The organism is Streptomyces sp. NPDC041784, assembly GCF_055591025.1.
In genome coordinates this window covers 602,557-618,914 of the sequence record NZ_JBVJAB010000004.1, presented here as the reverse complement: position 1 = coordinate 618,914, position 16,358 = coordinate 602,557, and the positions used below count along the sequence as shown (strand labels likewise).

The 16,358-nt window shown below is 71.1% G+C and carries 15 protein-coding genes and 1 pseudogene; 4 read left to right on the top strand and 12 right to left on the bottom strand.

Annotated elements, in window-relative coordinates; translation table 11 throughout:
* Positions 1–583: 583 nt before the first annotated feature.
* Positions 584–880, top strand: a pseudogene (locus ACZ6D7_RS12255) (transposase family protein); the annotation flags it as partial.
* A 364-nt stretch (positions 881–1,244) separates the two neighbouring features.
* Here the strand turns inward: ACZ6D7_RS12255 and ACZ6D7_RS12250 are convergent.
* The 8 genes from ACZ6D7_RS12250 to afsQ1 form a co-directional block, all read right to left on the bottom strand.
* Positions 1,245–2,528, bottom strand: a complete 1,284-nt coding sequence (locus ACZ6D7_RS12250; protein WP_469487884.1) for a hypothetical protein — start codon at positions 2,526–2,528, stop codon at positions 1,245–1,247.
* Positions 2,529–2,671: 143 nt separating this feature from the next.
* Positions 2,672–3,694 (bottom strand): L-histidine N(alpha)-methyltransferase, encoded by a 1,023-nt coding sequence (gene egtD, locus ACZ6D7_RS12245; RefSeq protein WP_469487881.1) that lies wholly within the window; start codon positions 3,692–3,694, stop codon positions 2,672–2,674.
* A gap of 34 nt (positions 3,695–3,728) precedes the next feature.
* The gene (locus ACZ6D7_RS12240; protein WP_469487963.1) at positions 3,729–4,484 is read right to left on the bottom strand and encodes a hypothetical protein; all 756 of its coding nucleotides are present in this window, start codon (positions 4,482–4,484) and stop codon (positions 3,729–3,731) included.
* Positions 4,485–5,129: 645 nt separating this feature from the next.
* The gene (locus ACZ6D7_RS12235) at positions 5,130–5,333 is read right to left on the bottom strand and encodes a PspC domain-containing protein (protein WP_469487877.1); all 204 of its coding nucleotides are present in this window, start codon (positions 5,331–5,333) and stop codon (positions 5,130–5,132) included.
* Between the two features lie 93 nt (positions 5,334–5,426).
* A complete protein-coding gene (locus ACZ6D7_RS12230; RefSeq protein ID WP_469487874.1) occupies positions 5,427–5,978 on the bottom strand; it encodes a VanZ family protein in 552 nt (183 codons plus the stop codon).
* A gap of 192 nt (positions 5,979–6,170) precedes the next feature.
* Complete coding sequence (locus ACZ6D7_RS12225) at positions 6,171–6,776, bottom strand: hypothetical protein (RefSeq protein ID WP_469487870.1); 606 nt, start codon at positions 6,774–6,776, stop codon at positions 6,171–6,173.
* A complete protein-coding gene (locus ACZ6D7_RS12220) occupies positions 6,773–8,347 on the bottom strand; it encodes an ATP-binding protein (protein ID WP_469487867.1) in 1,575 nt (524 codons plus the stop codon). The genes ACZ6D7_RS12225 and ACZ6D7_RS12220 overlap by 4 nt, the downstream gene beginning before the upstream one ends.
* The gene (afsQ1, locus tag ACZ6D7_RS12215) at positions 8,344–9,021 is read right to left on the bottom strand and encodes a two-component system response regulator AfsQ1 (RefSeq protein WP_352342332.1); all 678 of its coding nucleotides are present in this window, start codon (positions 9,019–9,021) and stop codon (positions 8,344–8,346) included. Before afsQ1 ends, ACZ6D7_RS12220 begins: the two co-directional genes overlap by 4 nt.
* A gap of 287 nt (positions 9,022–9,308) precedes the next feature.
* Here afsQ1 and ACZ6D7_RS12210 point away from each other — a divergent pair, with 287 nt between their 5' ends.
* Positions 9,309–10,046 (top strand): SigE family RNA polymerase sigma factor, encoded by a 738-nt coding sequence (locus ACZ6D7_RS12210; RefSeq protein WP_469487864.1) that lies wholly within the window; start codon positions 9,309–9,311, stop codon positions 10,044–10,046.
* Between the two features lie 364 nt (positions 10,047–10,410).
* On the opposite strand, the gene ACZ6D7_RS12205 is transcribed toward ACZ6D7_RS12210, so the two are convergent.
* Positions 10,411–11,118: a uridine kinase family protein gene (locus tag ACZ6D7_RS12205; protein ID WP_469487861.1), complete on the bottom strand. Its 708-nt coding sequence runs from the start codon at positions 11,116–11,118 to the stop codon at positions 10,411–10,413.
* 58 nt (positions 11,119–11,176) lie between these two features.
* On the opposite strand from ACZ6D7_RS12205, the gene ACZ6D7_RS12200 reads away from it, so the two are divergent.
* The gene (locus tag ACZ6D7_RS12200; protein WP_469487858.1) at positions 11,177–11,584 is read left to right on the top strand and encodes a hypothetical protein; all 408 of its coding nucleotides are present in this window, start codon (positions 11,177–11,179) and stop codon (positions 11,582–11,584) included.
* A gap of 107 nt (positions 11,585–11,691) precedes the next feature.
* Here ACZ6D7_RS12200 and ACZ6D7_RS12195 read toward each other — a convergent pair whose 3' ends face one another.
* From ACZ6D7_RS12195 to deoC, 3 genes are read right to left on the bottom strand one after another with little or no spacing between them, the layout of a single operon-like run.
* Positions 11,692–12,588 carry an aldehyde dehydrogenase family protein gene (locus tag ACZ6D7_RS12195; RefSeq protein WP_469487855.1) on the bottom strand — a complete coding sequence of 299 codons (897 nt, stop codon included), beginning with the start codon at positions 12,586–12,588 and terminating at the stop codon, positions 11,692–11,694.
* The gene (locus tag ACZ6D7_RS12190; RefSeq protein ID WP_469487850.1) at positions 12,581–14,017 is read right to left on the bottom strand and encodes an aldehyde dehydrogenase family protein; all 1,437 of its coding nucleotides are present in this window, start codon (positions 14,015–14,017) and stop codon (positions 12,581–12,583) included. Before ACZ6D7_RS12190 ends, ACZ6D7_RS12195 begins: the two co-directional genes overlap by 8 nt.
* Positions 14,018–14,022: 5 nt before the next feature.
* Positions 14,023–14,982, bottom strand: coding sequence for a deoxyribose-phosphate aldolase (deoC, locus tag ACZ6D7_RS12185; protein ID WP_469487847.1), 960 nt, complete (start codon positions 14,980–14,982; stop codon positions 14,023–14,025).
* Positions 14,983–15,196: 214 nt separating this feature from the next.
* On the opposite strand from deoC, the gene ACZ6D7_RS12180 reads away from it, so the two are divergent.
* Positions 15,197–15,916: a PH domain-containing protein gene (locus tag ACZ6D7_RS12180; protein ID WP_469487841.1), complete on the top strand. Its 720-nt coding sequence runs from the start codon at positions 15,197–15,199 to the stop codon at positions 15,914–15,916.
* The last annotated feature ends 442 nt before the right edge of the window (positions 15,917–16,358 follow it).

Sequence of the window (16,358 nt, the reverse complement as noted above, 5' to 3'; positions counted from 1 at the left end):
CGGCCCGCTGGGCATCGGTCACCGACAACGGCGGAATCTTCGGACCCGGACGACTCATACCGAACCAACGACGAATCTCCGACTCAGGTCACTAGTGCGACAAGGCCGGTCTCGGCGCGCGTGAAGCTATAAACGAGATGGCTCGGGCTCGTCATTCCTCGATAGGACCGCAGAGCATTTGAAGATAATCCTCGTCCGTCATTTGCGGAGGATCCCAGTCGTCTGCCGGAGGCACTTCGTCGTCCAATAGTCTTCCCATCGTAGTCTGCTGTAGCAGCGATCACCCTGTGAGTCCGGCCCAGAATCACACCCGAAAATGACTGCCGAACTCCGCTAGCCGTATACCAGTACGGAATCCGGCATCGCAACGCCTGGATGGTCACCAAGGACATGATGTGCTCTACCCTGGAAAGCTGCTTTCTCCACCTCTGCCAGGAACGTAAGGCCATCGGGATTCCCGGCCTTCACCAGCATAGCCTGCACCTTCATGCGCTGCCGCCGACTGGCCAAATGAAATGGCTATCGAATTGGCGCGTAATAGCGGGTGAGATGTTCTCGCTGGTGCGGCGCGATCCGTCCGTGGATCACGGTCAATCGGACGGTCCTCGCACATCGGTTGTTCACGGGGATCTCCCGACGTCATCTGGGCTGTCTGTTCGAGGAGTTGGCTCAGCCGTGGCAGGCGTGCGTCGAGGGTCGCCGCTACGCAGCACGGGGAGGACGAGGAGGCAGGCTGCGGGAGCCGGCGCTCGGCATCAGTTGGTCTTCGTCGACCCACTGATGATCACGCTCATCCATCTTCGGCACGACCTCCCTCACACTGTCCTCGGGCTGCTTGTTCGGCGTATCCCGTTCCGCCATCACCCGCGCGATCGGGGAGGAGATGTTGACGCCTCGCGTGTCCGGCCGACCTCAGGGTGCGTTGAACTCCACGACGCGTGCAACTGCTCCGGCGCTCCGGCGCCGGAACGGCACCGTCCGCGGCTCCGACTACCGCGCCTGGCGTCGGAGCCGCTCTCGGCGCGCAATCAGACGGACCGGCGTGCAGGGCGAGTTCTTCGATCCGTTGTGTCGGGACGCCCGTTGCTGGACGGCAGCGTCCAGGACAGCCGGCTGCTGAACCTGCTGGGCAGTGAACTCGTGTCGCCCCCCATACGGGCGCCTACCCAGCCAACCACGAGATCCACCCGCCCCAAGTCTCTGGGCCCCACCATGCCCGCGCCCGGCTCGGTCCATCACGAGATTCAGCGTCGGGTCTCCCACCACAGAGTGTTCGGGGCCAGGGCGCGGATGCGGCGACAGTCCTTCTCGATAGCCTCGGACGTCGCGTGTGCGAGCACAACTTCGCAGGCTTCGGCACCCCACCGGTCAGCTGTGGTGCCGGGAATGAACGTTGCCGGGTCCGCGTCGACGCACACGGCTGTGGGCAGCGTGGCCAGAGCTGCCAGCACCCCGGGGCCCAGCAGGCCCCCCTGCGGAGCAGTCACGTAGACGCGGGCAACGAAATGCCGAGGAGGGCTCACGGTGCTTCGGTAGGCGCCGAGGGAGCCGGACAGTGCTGCGTCGATCGGGTCACGTCCTGTGATGTCCCACGACGCCTCGTCGGCACGTGATCGGTGGGTGAGGACGCTGGCGGAGAGCAGGGTCGGCCCGAGTTCGGGCTCGAAGGCGATGTGGCAGGACATCGGCCCCGACTCCACACCTAGGATGTTCAGAGCCTTGCTCACATACAGCGTCATTCTGCGGGCCAGGAGGTCATAGCGGTGTACCAGGTCGGCCCGCTCAGGCATCCCTGTTGGCGACTGAGTCATTGCCCAGATCTCGGTGACGGCGTGCTGAGGGCCGCCGGATCCGGGGCGCGTAATGCTGTCGACCACATAGTGCCGGCCCTGCATCAGCTCCCGCAGAACGAGGGATGCATTGCCGCTGTGGCGGTAGGCGGATTCCTGAACCTGGTGCCAGACCCCTGTGATCTGCTCCTTGGTGCGGCAGGTCGCACGTCGCGCAGACACGCCGATCGCGGCAGAAGTCATCCGCAAGTCGCCTCCCGGATGGCGGTCAGCCCACGCGAGTGCCTCATGGAGGCTGGTCGTGCGCAGGGTGCGGGGCACAGCGATGCCCGCCTCCGACAGGGCTTCTGCCTGCACGCCCCGGTCCGTTCGCATCTGGGTCGACCCTGGCGTGCCGCTTCCGGGGAGGCGCAGTTGCCAGGCGATGCGCTCAGCCAGATCGACACCCACAGGGCTGGCGGCCACCACGGCCTCGGCTCCGGCGGCCCTCAGCCTCTTGACCGTGCTGCGCAGATCTCCGGTGTATTCGATGACCTCGGCATAGCCCTCCTCAGCGGTGACACCGCTGTAGGCGGGGGGCCTTGCGCCGAATCCCAGGGTGACCGCGACGGCTTCGCGCCGTCGCCGCGCGAGCGCGGCAGCATGGCGGGAGCCTGGCTGGGGAGCGATGACCGCGACGGTTCCCGTGCCTGCCGCGAAATGGGCAGGCACTGCCAGCGCGGCGCGACGCATGGTCATCGTGTGGCCTCCTGAGAGGTTCCGGTTGCGGGTGGGGGAGATCACGCATTAGCGGGGCGGGTCGGGGCCTCTGGCCTGCTCAGCGAAAGGCGTGGCCCTGTGCGGGCGAGGTCACGGCCGTCACGGACTGCGTCCGAATCGCCTCACGCCGATCCGCTGGCGCCGAGGGGCGTGCCCGGTGTGTACGGCAGGCCACCGCCCGGCCCAGCGGTCGGATGTGCGAGGGCGAGTCCGTAGAGCTGCCCGGCAGTCCACCAGCGGGTCAATGTCAGGCCGGCCTGGCTGAGTTCACGCAGCAGGCCCTGCTCGCGGAACTTGGCGGACACTTCCGTGCGCAGTTCTTCACCTGCTGCGAAGTCGACCGTCAGATCGAGTGCGGGAATCTTGACGGTCTGGGCCGCGCGTGCGCGCAGCCGCATCTCGATCCACTCGTTCACCGGGTCCCACCGGGCGACGTGGTCGAAGGCATCGAGGTCGAAGTCGGCGTCCAGCACACGGTTCATCACTCTGAGGACGTTCTTGTTGAACGCGGCGGTGACGCCGGCGGGGTCGTCGTAGGCGGCGATCAGGGTGCGCTCGTCCTTGACCAGATCGGTCCCCAGCAGGAGGGCGTCGCCGGGCGCGAGCAGGGACCGTATCAACGACAGCATCCCGGCGCGTTCCACGGGCAGGAGGTTGCCGAGGGTGCCTCCCAGGAACATCACGAGCCGTGGTCCGGGTGTGCCGGGCAGGGCCAGGCCGACGGTGAAGTCGGCGACCAGGGCGTGCACGTTCAGGCCGGGCCGTTGCTCGGCCAGCGCTTGTCCTGCTTGGGTCAGCGCGCTCTCGCTGACGTCCACCGGAACGTAGGTGTCGAGACCTTCCAGGACGTCGAGGAGGTAGCGCGTCTTCACGGAGGAGCCGGAGCCGAGTTCGATGAGGGTACGGGCGCCAACCGCGGCCGCGATGTCAGCACGGTGGAGGACCAGCAGTGAGCGCTCGGAGCGTGTGGGGTAGTACTCCGGGAGTTCGGTGATCTTCTCGAACAGCTGGCTGCCGTGTGTGTCGTAGAACCACTTCGGAGGCAGCGCCTTCGGCGTGCGGGTGAGGCCGCGCAGGACGTCGGCGCGCAGGGCCGCATACGTCGTGTTCTCGGTCGCGATCCGGGTGAGGACGAACGGGCTCACGAAGTGGGACTCCTGTTCTGGTTCGGGGTCAGGTCTAAGCGGGGGCGGGGGCTTCAGAGGTGAGGCGCCTCCTTGCAGTGCCGAGGATCAGCGCGGCGGCCGCTGCCCCGCCCGGCAGGAGGAGCGGGCTGTGCGTCGTGCCTGCGCCGGCGGTCCCGATTGCGCACCCGATGTCCAGCGCGGCAATCAAGAGGGCGTGCGCCTCGGTAGCGCGTCCGTCTGGGGCGAACCTGCTGGTCAGAAGGAAGGCCGTGCACAGCAGCGGGGCCATGGCCAAGCCCGGGACGGCCGCGGCGACCAGCGCGACTGCGGGGCCGCCTGCGGTGATTACCGGAAGCCAGGCGGCCGCGAACCCTGCGGACAGCATGATCAGATGCCCTGCTGGGCTTCCTGGCCAGATGCGTGCCCCGTAGGCGATCCCGCCCAGGATCGCGCCGCACGACAGGGCGGCAGGCAGACCGCCGGACAGGTGTGGGGCAGCGAACTGGTCGGCCGTCCGCACGGCCAGGGGGGTGAGGGCACCGATGGTGACCCCGACACTCATCATCGCCAGGTACAGCACCCTCAGAACGGGCGCGCGTACGGGACCGAGCCAGTCAGCCGATGAAGGCCCAGAGTGGGCACCCGGAAATCGTGAGTCCGGCCGGGTCACGAACAGGGTGGTGCCGAGGCCGCCGACAGCAGCGGTCGCGGCGAGGGCCCAGCCAGGAGAAGCCGCCACACTGATCACGGTGACAAGCAGCGGGCCGACGACGTAGATGATCTCCTGCGCCGCAGACTCCAGCGCCATCGCCACCCGCTGATGGGCGGGCGACGGCATCATCCCCCCACAGAGCCCTGAGCGCCGCGTCCAACGGCGGCCGGGCAGCACCCGCCACAGTCACCGCGGACGCCGCGCACCAGGCCTGCTCAGGCCCCGCCGCCAGCACGACGAAGGCGCTGCTGCTCGCGGCCGCGCCTGCGGCCAGCACATACTTGTGGCCGAAGTGATCGATCGCACGGCCTACGAGGGGACCCCCCACAGCGTTGGCAACCAGATATGCCGCGGCGAACAGGCCAGCCGACACCCCGCGGTCGGCAGTGAGGAGGAGCGCGAGTGGGGCCATCCCAGTGGGAAGCCGCCCGATGAGAGCCCCGAGCAGCAGCCGCGTCGCGTGAGGCACTCTCAGGACGTCCCGGTACCGGACTGCAGGAACAACCGCAGCGCTCCGCGTTCCTGCGTCAGCGGTCACCACCGTGTCCACGCCGGCCAGCCGGTCCTGGGCGAGCGTTCCGCTGACGCCGCGACAGTGGGACTCGGGGCCGGGACCGGAGGGGATGGGGTGGACTGGCAGACGATGGACTCTGTGATGTGCACACGTTCTCCACATTGAGGAGGGGGGGCCCCCCCCCCGGGGGTGGGGGCCCCCCCCGACGGCGTTCGTGCGGACGGCCGTCACCAGGCCGTGCGCGCCGCCTTCCCCTCCGAGGGCAGCAGGAACCACAGCGCTATGTAGAGCAGGAACTGCGGGCCGGGCAGCAGGCAGGAGAGGAGGAAGATCACGCGCATCGTCGTCGCGGAGGTGCCCATGCGCCGGGCCAGCGCGGCGCACACTCCGCCGATCATGCGGCCGTGGGTGGGGCGGGCGAGGCTGGACATCTGCGGCTCCTTCTGAGCGTCGGGGCGAGGCGGTCCTTCCGACTGCCTCATCTGCCCTCAACGCTACGGAGACAAAAGGGGAGAAGCGTCGCTCTAGGGTGCGATCCCGACCCTGGGAATCCTCGGGGTCCGACCCTGAGCCCCCTCCTCCTGACGCACCGCCGAAGGCCCCCGCCGCTCGTCCCTGCGGCGCAACCGCAGCCGGGTCGCCGGCACCACCGAGGCGTGCGCCAGGGCCACGCCCACGGTGTTCAGCAGCAGCGAGTCCACGTCCACGACCCGGCCCGGCACCCCCGTCTGGAGCAGTTCGACGCCCAGCGACAGCAGGGCGCCCGCCGCGACCGTACGGACCAGGGACGCCAGCGGCGACACCCGGAGCCTGCCGTGCGCCAGCGGCAGCAGCACGCCCAGCGGGGCCAGCAGCGCCAGTCCCTCACCGATCCGCCGGGCCGCCTCGGGCCAGCCGAGCCGCAGATCGGCGCGGATCCCGGCGAAGGGGTGCAGGTTGGTGGGTCTCACCCAGGGGACGTCCAGCGGGCGCAGCGTGAACCAGGCGACGAACGCGAGGTGGGCGACCAGGAGAAGAATCCCGGTCGCGCGGAGACGGATCGCGGCGCTGCCGCCGATGGAGCCTTGACGCTGCACGCCCCCCAAGACGCGCCCCTCGGCACGATCGGTTCCGGCATCCCGCCCGGCAGCGGGATGAGTCCTCCGCCACACCGGTGGCGCGGCGGCCCACGGCGCCGTACACCGGCCGTCAGCCGTACACCGGCCGTCAGCCGCAGACCGGCCGTCAGCCGCAGACCGACCGTCAGCCGTGGACCGGCCGGGGGCCCGTCAGCCGCCGTCCGTGACCTCCGACGAGGGCGGCTCCGCGCTGCCCGGGCGGGAACGGACCTCGTCCGTGCACTCGTAGCGGCGCAGCGGATCGGAACCGGGGCCGCCCAGGATCACCGAGCCGTCGCCCTCGGCCGCCGCCGAGTCGGAGAACGTGCACACCACCTGGGCGAGCGCGTACGAGGTCAGGCTGCCCGGCGCGACGCTCAGCCGCAGCGCGTCGTCGGGGTCCTCGGGGCCCGGCCCCCTCACCGTCATGCCGCCGCGCACGTCCGTGGTGTACCCGGCCTCCTTCTCGGCCGCCGACGGCGACTCGGCGAGCTGGTCGAGCAGGCCTTGCGCCACCAGCGCGCGCCGCTCGGCGTCCGCCGGGCCGGCCGTCACCCGTACCGCCCGGTCGACGGCCACCAGCGACGAACCGCACAGCAGGAACACCTGCACGGGCACCCCGCGCGCGGTCTGCGTCGTCACGTCCGGCTCGGCGAGCGAGCAGCGCACCCGGGAGGGCGCGGGCCCGAAGTCGGTCGGGACCTCGGTCGCCCGGATTCCGCAGCCGGCGAGCAGAGCGGCCAGCAGCGGCAGGGCGAGCAGCCCGCGAACCTTCATCGAGCGTCCCCCTCGTCCGGCACGGACTCCCCGGCCTTCTCGCCCTGTTCGGTCAGCTCGGCGGCGTCGCGCGGCAGCCGCAGCGTGAACACCGCGCCGCCCTCCGGAGAGTTGGCGGCGGTGATCTCGCCCCCGTGGATATGGGCGTTCTCCAGCGCGATGGACAGCCCGAGACCGCTGCCCTCCGAGCGCGGCCGGGAGGCGCTCGCCTTGTAGAACCGGTCGAAGACGTGCGGCAGCACCTCCTCCGGGATGCCGGGCCCGTGGTCGCGCACCGCGATGACGACCGCGTCCTGCGCCGCCGCCACCGACACCCGCACCGGCGAACCGCCGTGCTTGAGCGCGTTGCCGATCAGGTTGGCCAGGATCACGTCCAGCCGGCGCGGGTCCAGCCGGGCGTGGATGCCGCGCTCGGCGTCGAGATCGACCGCGTCCAGCCAGGCGCGGGCGTCGATGCAGGCGGTGATCTGGTCGGCGACGTCGACGTCGTCCAGGACCATCCGCGCGGTCCCCGCGTCGAAGCGGGTGACCTCCATCAGGTTCTCGACGAGGTTGTTCAGCCGCCGCGTCTCGCTGACCACCAGCCGGACGGCCGGCTCGATCATCGGGTCGATGCTGCCCGACTCGGCGTCCAGCTCCTCCTCCAGTACCTCCGCGACGGTGGTGATCGCGGTCAGCGGGGTGCGCAGCTCGTGCGACATGTCGGCGACGAACCGCCGCGACGCGTCGTCCCGCGCCGCCATGTCGGCGACCCGCTTCTCCAGCGCCTCCGCCGTCCGATTGAACGTCCGTGACAGATCGGCGAGTTCGTCCGTCCCCGACACCCGCAGCCGGGTGTCCAGCCGCCCCTCGCCCAGCCGCCGCGCCGCGACCCCGAGCCGGTGCACCGGCTTCAGTACGGTCGTGGCGGCGGCCTGCGCGAGCAACGCGGCCCCGATCAGCGCGAGCCCGGTGGCGATCCCCAGCGACCAGGCCAGCGAGTTGAGGTCCTTGGCCTCCGGCTCCAGCGACTTGCGCATGTACCCGGTCGGCCCGCCCCCGATCACCTTCGTCCCGGCCACCAGATACGGCGTCCCGTCGTCCACGACCCGCTGCCAGTACAGGTGGTACGGCGAGTCGTTGCCGCCGGTGACGTCCTGCCGCTTGTTCACCGCCGTGCGCAGCGACTGGGGCACGTCCTCCAGCGAGAACCCGTTCAGCCCGCCCGAACTGCCGTACACGGTCCGGCCGGTGGCGTCCTCGCCGACCAGCAGCACGCTGAAGCGCTGGCTGCTGTTGGCCATCTGTCCGGCGGTGTGCAGGAGTTCGTCCTGCGAGGGGTGCTCGGGCAGCGAGCCCGCCCGGTTCTGCATCTCCTGCTCGAAGTCCCGCAGCACCGCGCCCTGGGTGCGGGTGAGCACGGCCTCGCGGTTGAGCCAGTACGCGATGCCCGAGGCGGAGACGGCGGCGGTCAGCGCCACGGCCCCGAAGACCACGACGAGCCGCAGCCGCAGACTGGTGAAGCGCAGCCGTGACAGCTTTCCCTTGCGTACCGCGGTCCAGCCGCGGAACCCCCCCTGCCCTTGCGTCACTGAGGGGCGTCCAGGCGGTAGCCGACGCCGCGCACGGTACGGATCAGCGTCGGGGACGAGGGCACGTCCTCGACCTTGGCGCGCAGCCGCTGGACACAGGCGTCCACCAGCCGGGAGTCGCCCAGGTAGTCGTGCTCCCACACAAGGCGCAGCAGCTGTTGCCGCGACAGGGCCTGACCGGGCCGCCGGCTCAGTTCGAGCAGCAGCCGCAGCTCGGTCGGGGTGAGCTGGAGGTCCTCGCCGTTCTTCGTGACGGTCATCGCCGCCCGGTCGATGACCAGGCTGCCGAAGGTCGCCGCGTCGCTCGACTCGCGCTCCCCGCGCCGCAGCACGGCCCGGATCCGGGCGTCGAGCACCCGCCCCTGGACGGGCTTGACGACGTAGTCGTCGGCGCCGGACTCCAGCCCGACCACGACGTCGATGTCGTCGCTCCTCGCGGTCAGCAGGATGATCGGCAGCTGGTCGGTGCGCCGGATGCGCCGGCACACCTCGAAGCCGTCGATTCCGGGCAGCATCACGTCCAGAACGATCAGATCCGGCCGCTGTTCGCGCAGCAGCTTCAGACCGTCCTCACCGCTCGCAGCGGTCGCCACACGGTGCCCCTGGCGCGTCAGTGAGAGCTCCAGGGCCGTACGGATGGCGTCGTCGTCCTCGATCAGCAACAGGGAAGGCACGGGCTCATTCTGGCCCATGAGGGGGCTGTCGTTCGACCCGTGGAGCGTCGATCTTGTGCAGGAGCCCGTGCGCACGGGTGTTCCGGGGGAACCGGGAGGCCTACCGCCGGCGTCTGTGAGCCGACTGTCACCTCGCCGTGACAGGCCCCTGTGACAGGTCTGTGACAGTCGGCGGACACCGCCATGAAGTGGCGTGGGCAAGCTTTTCGGCACAGGCAAGGCAGCACCACGAACGCCGGGCCGACGCAACAGACCGAACACCGGAAGTCCACGACGGGGGGCGCGAGATGAACAAGCTGCACGGCCTGAACACCAGCGCAGTGATCACGCGCCTGCACGACGTCCACCGGGGTTCCGAGAAGTCCGGTGCCGTGAGCGGGCGGGGGTGCGCTCGCGGCACCGGGCGTCAGCACACCGGGTTCATGACGGTGATCGACGCGGGGGAGCAGGCGGCTCACGGGGGAGCCGCGTACAGGGAGGACACGGGGGAGCACCGCTCGCTGACCGAGGCGGAGTTCACCGCCTACGTCCAGGAGCGCCGCGCCTCCCTGTACGCCACCGCCTACCACCTCACCGGCGACCGCTTCGAGGCCGAGGACCTGCTGCAGAGCGCGCTGTTCTCGACCTACCGGGCCTGGGACCGGATCAGTGACAAGGCCGCGGTCGGCGGATACCTCCGCCGGACGATGACCAACCTGCACATCAGCGCGTGGCGCCGCCGCAAGCTGAACGAGTACCCGACCGAGGAGCTGCCGGAGACGCCCGGCGACACGGACGCGATGCGCGGCACCGAGCTGCGCGCGGTCCTGTGGCAGGCGCTGGCCCGGCTGCCCGAACTCCAGCGGACGATGCTGGTCCTGCGCTACTACGAGGGCCGCACCGACCCGGAGATCGCGGAGATCCTCGACATCAGTGTCGGCACGGTGAAGTCCAGCATCTGGCGGTCGCTCCGCCGGCTGCGCGAGGACGAGGTCCTCAGCTTCGGCCGTGACGAGGAGGACGCCTTCGGGGAGCTTGTCGCCTGAGGGTCACGGGGGGAAGGGCCCGGCCTCGCTCAGGGAAGCCGGTGAACGGGGGAATCGGGGGGAACGGGGGAGCGGTACCGGGGGGACCCGACGGGGGACGTGGGGGAGCGGTACCGCATCACAAGGGGAAGCACCACCGGGGGGATCACGGGGGAAGCACGGGGGAACGGGGGACGCGGGACTGGAGGGCCGGGGGGTCCGTCCAGTCCCGCTCTCGTGCGTCCGGGCGGCGCGGGTGCGACCACCCGCCGCGTATCTGGGCCCTACGGGGCCGTACGAGGTCCTGCGAGGCCGTACAAGGTCCTGCGAGGCCTACGACGCCCATGGGGCCGTAGGGCGCACACGGGGCCGTACGGCCCCGTGGTTACGCGGTCGTCCGGGCCGGCGTCGCGCAGTGGCCCGCCGCCGCGGACGCGAGCCGGCCCATCGCCTCGTCGCGGTCGCAGGCGTACGCGCCGAGCGCGGTCTGACGGGCCACGATGGAACGCTCGGCGCGCATCAGGCGCCAGCCGCGGCGCAGCAGGAACGGCACCGACTTGCGGCCCTCCCGCAGATCGCGCAGGAAGCGGCGGCGGAACGTCTTCACCGGGCCGCGGCTCAGGCACAGCGCGTCCGCCAGCACGCCCAGTTCGCGGCAGCGCTCGACGATCTCGGCGGCGAAGATGCCCTCCGCGATGAACAGCGGGGTCCGCCCGATCTCGACCCCGTCCGTGCCCGTGCGGGCGCTCAGCGCGATGTCGTACACGGGAATGTCCGTACGGCCCGTGGCGCACAGTTCCACGATCGCGGCGACGGCCGTGTCCGCGTCCCAGGAGTCCGGGTGGTCCCAGTCGATGTCGGTGCTCCCCGCGACCTGCGGCAGCGTCGGGTCGCCGCCCTCCTTGTAGAAGTCGTCGAGCCGGAGCACCGGGAGGCCGGAGCGGGCGGCGAGGAGGGACTTGCCGGAGCCGGAAGGGCCGCAGAGCAGCACGACTCGCGTGGGTATGGGCGGATGGGAGGTCACGGGACACCAGTGTGAGGCATCCTGCGGGCCTGTCACGACCCCGCGGGTCGGCTTTGAAGCGCGCGTCACACCTCAACTACCCTTCGTGTCGACCTCATTACCTTGCGCAGCAGAAGGTGGCACCGAGATGGCCCGACACGACTCTCCCCAGAACTCCACCGGCCGGCGTGCCCTCGCCGCCCTCGCGACCGCCGGGGTGGCGCTGGGCGCGGGCGCCGGGACCGCCGCCGCGGCGGGCGGCGAACCGGTCGTCGACGTGATGCGCACGCGCCCCACCTCCGCCGGGTCGATCGACCCGCAGTCCGGGGTGCGGGGGACCCTCGGCTCGCTGCCGTACGTCACCGGCGCCGTCGCGGGTCTCAAGCCCAACCCGCTGGCGGGCACCGGAGTCGACCCCCTCGACAACGGCGTCGGCACGCAGGTGGCCGACTTCAAGCCGCTCACCTCGCAGATGCTGACGGCGCCGGTGGCGCAGGCGCAGTCGCTCGGGGCGGTTCCCGTGCTGGGGGATGTGACGAAGGTGCTGGGGAGCTGAGCCCCGGCCCGCCCGCGTACAAGAGCCGCGCCGCCCCCGGACGGAGGGGCGGCGCGGCTCGTTCGTGGGGCGGAGCGGCGGCGGAGCCGCTCAGTGGGCGGAGCGGCTCAGTAGGCGGAGCCGGACGCGCCCAGCGAGCCCGTCGGGTGCCAGACCGTCTTCGTCTCCAGGAACGCCGTCATGCGGTCCGTCCCCGGAGTCCGCGCGTAATCCACAGGCTGTGGACGGAGTACGCGCTTGAGGTTGTCGGCCGCCGCGATCTCCAGCTCCTTCGCCAGCACCTCGTCGGCGCCCGCGAGGTCGATCGCGTTGACGTCCTGGTGGGCGGCGAGCGGCGCCGCGATCTCCGCCGTACGGCCGGTGAGGATGTTGACGACACCGCCGGGGACGTCGGAGGTGGCGAGCACCTCGCCCAGGGAGAGCGCCGGGAGCGGGGACTTCTCGCTCGCGATCACGATCGCCGTGTTGCCGGTGGCGATCACCGGGGCGACGACGCTGACCAGCCCCAGGAAGGACGACTCCTGAGGCGCGAGGACGGCGACCACGCCCGTCGGCTCGGGGGAGGACAGGTTGAAGTACGGGCCCGCGACCGGGTTTCCGCCGCCCACGATCTGGGCGATCTTGTCCGTCCAGCCCGCGTACCAGACCCAGCGGTCGATCGTCGCGTCGACCACCGCGGCCGCCTTCGACTTCGACAGGCCCTCGGCGTCGGCCACCTCGCGCGCGAACTGGTCCCGGCGGCCCTCCAGCATCTCGGCGACGCGGTAGAGGATCTGGCCGCGGTTGTAGGCGGTGGCGCCGGACCAGCCGCCGAACGCCTTGCGGGCGGCGACCACCGCGTCACGGGCGTCCTTGCGGGACGACTGCGGCGCGTTCGCCAGCCACTTGCCCTTCGGGTCCGTCACTTCGTACACCCGGCCGCTCTCGGAACGCGGGAACTTCCCGCCGACGTACAGCTTGTAGGTCTTGAAGACAGTCAGACGCTCGTTGGTGCGCTCAGACATCGAGGTACGCCTCCAGGCCGTGGCGACCGCCCTCGCGGCCGAAGCCCGACTCCTTGTAACCGCCGAACGGCGAGGTCGGGTCGAACTTGTTGAACGTGTTGGACCAGACGACACCGGCCCGGAGCTTGTTCGCCACCGCGAGGATGCGGGAGCCCTTCTCCGTCCAGATGCCCGCCGACAGGCCGTACGGCGTGTTGTTGGCCTTGGCGACGGCCTCGTCCGGGGTGCGGAAGGTGAGCACCGACAGCACGGGGCCGAAGATCTCGTCACGGGCGACGGTGTGGGCCTGGGTGACGTTCGTGAAGAGCGTCGGCGCGAACCAGTAGCCCGCTTCCGGCAGTTCGCAGGCCGGGGACCAGCGCTCGGCGCCCTCCGCCTCGCCCCGCTCGACGAGCGAGGTGATCCGGGAGAGCTGCTCCTCGGAGTTGATCGCGCCGATGTCCGTGTTCTTGTCCAGCGGGTCGCCCAGCCGGAGGGTGGAGAGCCGGCGCTTGAGGGACTCCAGCAGCTCCTCGTGGATCGACTCCTGGACGAGGAGGCGGCTGCCGGCGCAGCAGACCTGGCCCTGGTTGAAGAAGATGCCGTTGACGATGCCCTCGACGGCCTGGTCGATCGGGGCGTCGTCGAAGACGATGTTGGCGCCCTTGCCGCCCAGCTCGAGCGTGAGCTTCTTGCGGGAGCCGGCGACCGTCTTCGCGATCTCCTTGCCGACGGCCGTGGAGCCGGTGAAGGCCACCTTGTTCACGTCCGGGTGGGCGACGAGCGCGGCGCCCGTGTCGCCGTAACCGGGCAGGATGTTGACGACGCCCTTGGGGAGGCCCGCCTGGCGGCAGACGTCCGCGAAGAACAGGGCGGAGAGGGGGGTCGTCTCGGCGGGCTTGAGGACGACCGTGTTGCCGGTGGCCAGCGCCGGGGCGATCTTCCACGCCAGCATCAGGAGGGGGAAGTTCCAGGGGATGACCTGGCCCGCGACGCCGAGTGGGCGGGGGTCCGCGCCGAAGCCCGCGTGGCCGAGCTTGTCCGCCCAGCCCGCGTAGTAGAAGAAGTGCGCGGCGACCAGGGGGAGGTCGGCGTCGCGCGTCTCCTTGATCGGCTTGCCGTTGTCGAGGGTTTCGAGGACGGCGAGTTCGCGGCTGCGTTCCTGGATGATGCGGGCGATGCGGAAGAGGTACTTCGCGCGCTCGGTGCCGGGCAGCGCGGACCACTTCTCGAACGCCTTGCGGGCCGCCTTCACCGCGCGGTCGACGTCCGCCTCGCCCGCCTGGGCGATCTCGGAGAGGACCTCCTCGGAGGACGGCGAGACCGTCTTGAAGACCCTGCCGTCGGCCGCCTCCACGAACTCGCCGTCGATGAACAGGCCGTAGGAGGGGGCGATGTCGACGACCGAGCGGGACTCGGGTGCCGGAGCGTACTCGAATGCGGATGCCATGGTGATCAGTCCACCGTCACGTAGTCGGGGCCGGAGTAGCGGCCGGTGGCCAGCTTCTGACGCTGCATCAGCAGGTCGTTCAGGAGCGAGGAGGCGCCGAAGCGGAACCAGTGGTTGTCCAGCCAGTCCTCGCCCGCGGTCTCGTTGACCAGCACCAGGAACTTGATCGCGTCCTTGGTGGTGCGGATGCCGCCGGCGGGCTTCACGCCGACCTGGACACCGGTCTGGGCCCGGAAGTCGCGGACCGCCTCCAGCATGAGGAGGGTGTTGGCCGGGGTGGCGTTGACGGCCACCTTGCCGGTCGACGTCTTGATGAAGTCGGCGCCCGCGAGCATGCCGAGCCAGCTGGCGCGGCGGATGTTGTCGTACGTCGACAGCTCACCGGTCTCGAAGATGACCTTCAGACGGGCCGCCCCCGAGACCTCCTTCACGGCGACGATCTCGTCGTACACCTTCAGGTAGTCGCCCGCGAGGAACGCTCCGCGGTCGATGACCATGTCGATCTCGTCGGCGCCCGCCGCCACCGCGTCGCGCACGTCCGCCAGTTTCACGGGGAGGGCGGCGCGGCCTGCGGGGAAGGCGGTGGCGACCGAGGCGACCTTCACACCGGAGCCGGCGACGGCCTGCTTGGCCACGGCCACCATGTCGGGGTAGACGCAGACCGCGGCCGTGGTGGGCGTCGTCCGGTCGGTCGGGTCGGGGCGGACCGCCTTCGCGCCGAGCGCCCGGACCTTGCCCGGGGTGTCCGCGCCTTCCAGCGTCGTCATGTCGACCATCGAGATGGCGAGGTCGATGGCGTACGCCTTCGCGGTCGTCTTGATGGAACGGGTGCCGAGCGACGAGGCGCGTGCCTCCAGGCCGACCGCGTCGACGCCGGGCAGCCCGTGGAGGAAGCGGCGCAGCGCGCTGGCGGACGTGGTGACGTCCGTGAAGGCGTGAGCTGCGGAGGGTGTATTGGTGGGCATGGTCACCAGACGAGCATATCTACGCGCGTAGCGGGTGTACAGCCCCCGCTGCTCATCTTGGGGGAGGGGGTCGCGGATGAGCGGATGAGCGGGGAGGGGATCAGGAGGGGAAGGAGATCAGAGGGTGGGCGGGGGAGGGGTCGCGGATGGGCGGGAGGGGGTCGGGAGGGGATCGCGGATGAGCCGGGCGGGGGCGTCGGGCAGAATCGGGGCCATGACGACCCCGGAAGACCAGTCACCCGCGCCGCGGCCTTCGGCCCCCGAGACCAAGGACCGCATCTACCGGTCGCCGGCCGGCATTGTCGGCGGTGTGCTGCTGCTCGGCCTCGTCGGCTGGCTCGGCATCGACGCGGTCGTGGCTGGTGAGGGGCGGACGCCGTGGCTGGCGCTCGCCGCGCTGATCCTCCTGGTGCCGCTGGTCGTCGCCTTCACCCTGCGGCCCGCCGTGTACGCGGGCGAGGACCGGCTGCGGGTGCGCAACCCGTTCCGGGTGATCGTGCTGCCCTGGGGGCAGATCGCCTCGCTGCGCTCCGGTTACTCCAACGAGGTCGTCGCCAAGAGCGGCAAGAAGTACCAGTTGTGGGCCATCCCCGTCTCGCTGCGCGCCCGGAAGAAGGCGACCCGGCGGGAGGCCCGCGCCCGGGCCGAGCAGGCGACGGAGCGTGGGGGCCGGGGCGGCGGGCGCGGGCTCGGCGGGTTCGGCGCGGGCGCGCTCTCCGGCGGACGCTCGGGAGCGCTGTCCGGGCGGGGCGCGGCGGACGGGCCCATGCGGGCCGAGACCGACCGGGTCATGGACGAGGCGCGCGAGCTGTGGGAGTCCCGCGAGAAGGAGGAGAGCGCGCAGGGCGAGGTGACCGTGCGGTGGGCCTGGGAGATCGTGGGTCCGGCGGTCGCGGGCGCGGTGGTGCTGGGGATTCTGTTGGCTGTGGGGTGAGGCCGGCTGGCCGGCCGGGTGAGGTGACGGTGCGGTGCGGGGGTGGGAGCGGGGGTGACTGCCGCGGTGGTTGCTGCGGTGCTCCGGTGGCGGTCGCGCGCCCTGGCGGTGCGCGTGGTGGTCTGGCGGCGGCCTGGTGGTCTGTGCGGGGTCTCCGTGGCCTGGCGGCGAGTGCGGTGGCCTGGGCGGGGTTCCCTGGGTCCACGTGGCCTGGCGGCGGCCGTGGTGGTCGGGCTGAGGGGCTGAGGCTGGGGCGGCCTGGCGGTCGTTGGTGCGGGGTGAGTGGCTGCCGGGTGGGCGTGTGACCTGCCGTGGGTGTGTGACGGGCCCGGTTGGGCTGCGGGATGCGGCTGGGTGGCTGCGGGGACACGGTCGGGCGGATGCATGACCGGGGCGGGGGGTGTGACGGGGGCGAGTGGATGCGTCGCGGGCTGGGTGGATT

Bases quoted from the DNA above. Each gene is read 5' to 3' on its own strand.
- ACZ6D7_RS12195 (WP_469487855.1), bottom strand. From the start codon at position 12,588: ATGTCTGAGCGCACCAACGAGCGTCTGACTGTCTTCAAGACCTACAAG.
- ACZ6D7_RS12225 (WP_469487870.1), bottom strand. From the start codon at position 6,776: ATGAAGGTTCGCGGGCTGCTCGCCCTGCCGCTGCTGGCCGCTCTGCTC.
- deoC (WP_469487847.1), bottom strand. From the start codon at position 14,982: ATGCCCACCAATACACCCTCCGCAGCTCACGCCTTCACGGACGTCACC.
- ACZ6D7_RS12210 (WP_469487864.1), top strand. From the start codon at position 9,309: ATGAACAAGCTGCACGGCCTGAACACCAGCGCAGTGATCACGCGCCTG.
- ACZ6D7_RS12240 (WP_469487963.1), bottom strand. From the start codon at position 4,484: ATGGCGCTGGAGTCTGCGGCGCAGGAGATCATCTACGTCGTCGGCCCG.
- ACZ6D7_RS12180 (WP_469487841.1), top strand. From the start codon at position 15,197: ATGACGACCCCGGAAGACCAGTCACCCGCGCCGCGGCCTTCGGCCCCC.
- ACZ6D7_RS12250 (WP_469487884.1), bottom strand. From the start codon at position 2,528: ATGACCATGCGTCGCGCCGCGCTGGCAGTGCCTGCCCATTTCGCGGCA.
- ACZ6D7_RS12200 (WP_469487858.1), top strand. From the start codon at position 11,177: ATGGCCCGACACGACTCTCCCCAGAACTCCACCGGCCGGCGTGCCCTC.
- ACZ6D7_RS12190 (WP_469487850.1), bottom strand. From the start codon at position 14,017: ATGGCATCCGCATTCGAGTACGCTCCGGCACCCGAGTCCCGCTCGGTC.
- ACZ6D7_RS12235 (WP_469487877.1), bottom strand. From the start codon at position 5,333: ATGTCCAGCCTCGCCCGCCCCACCCACGGCCGCATGATCGGCGGAGTG.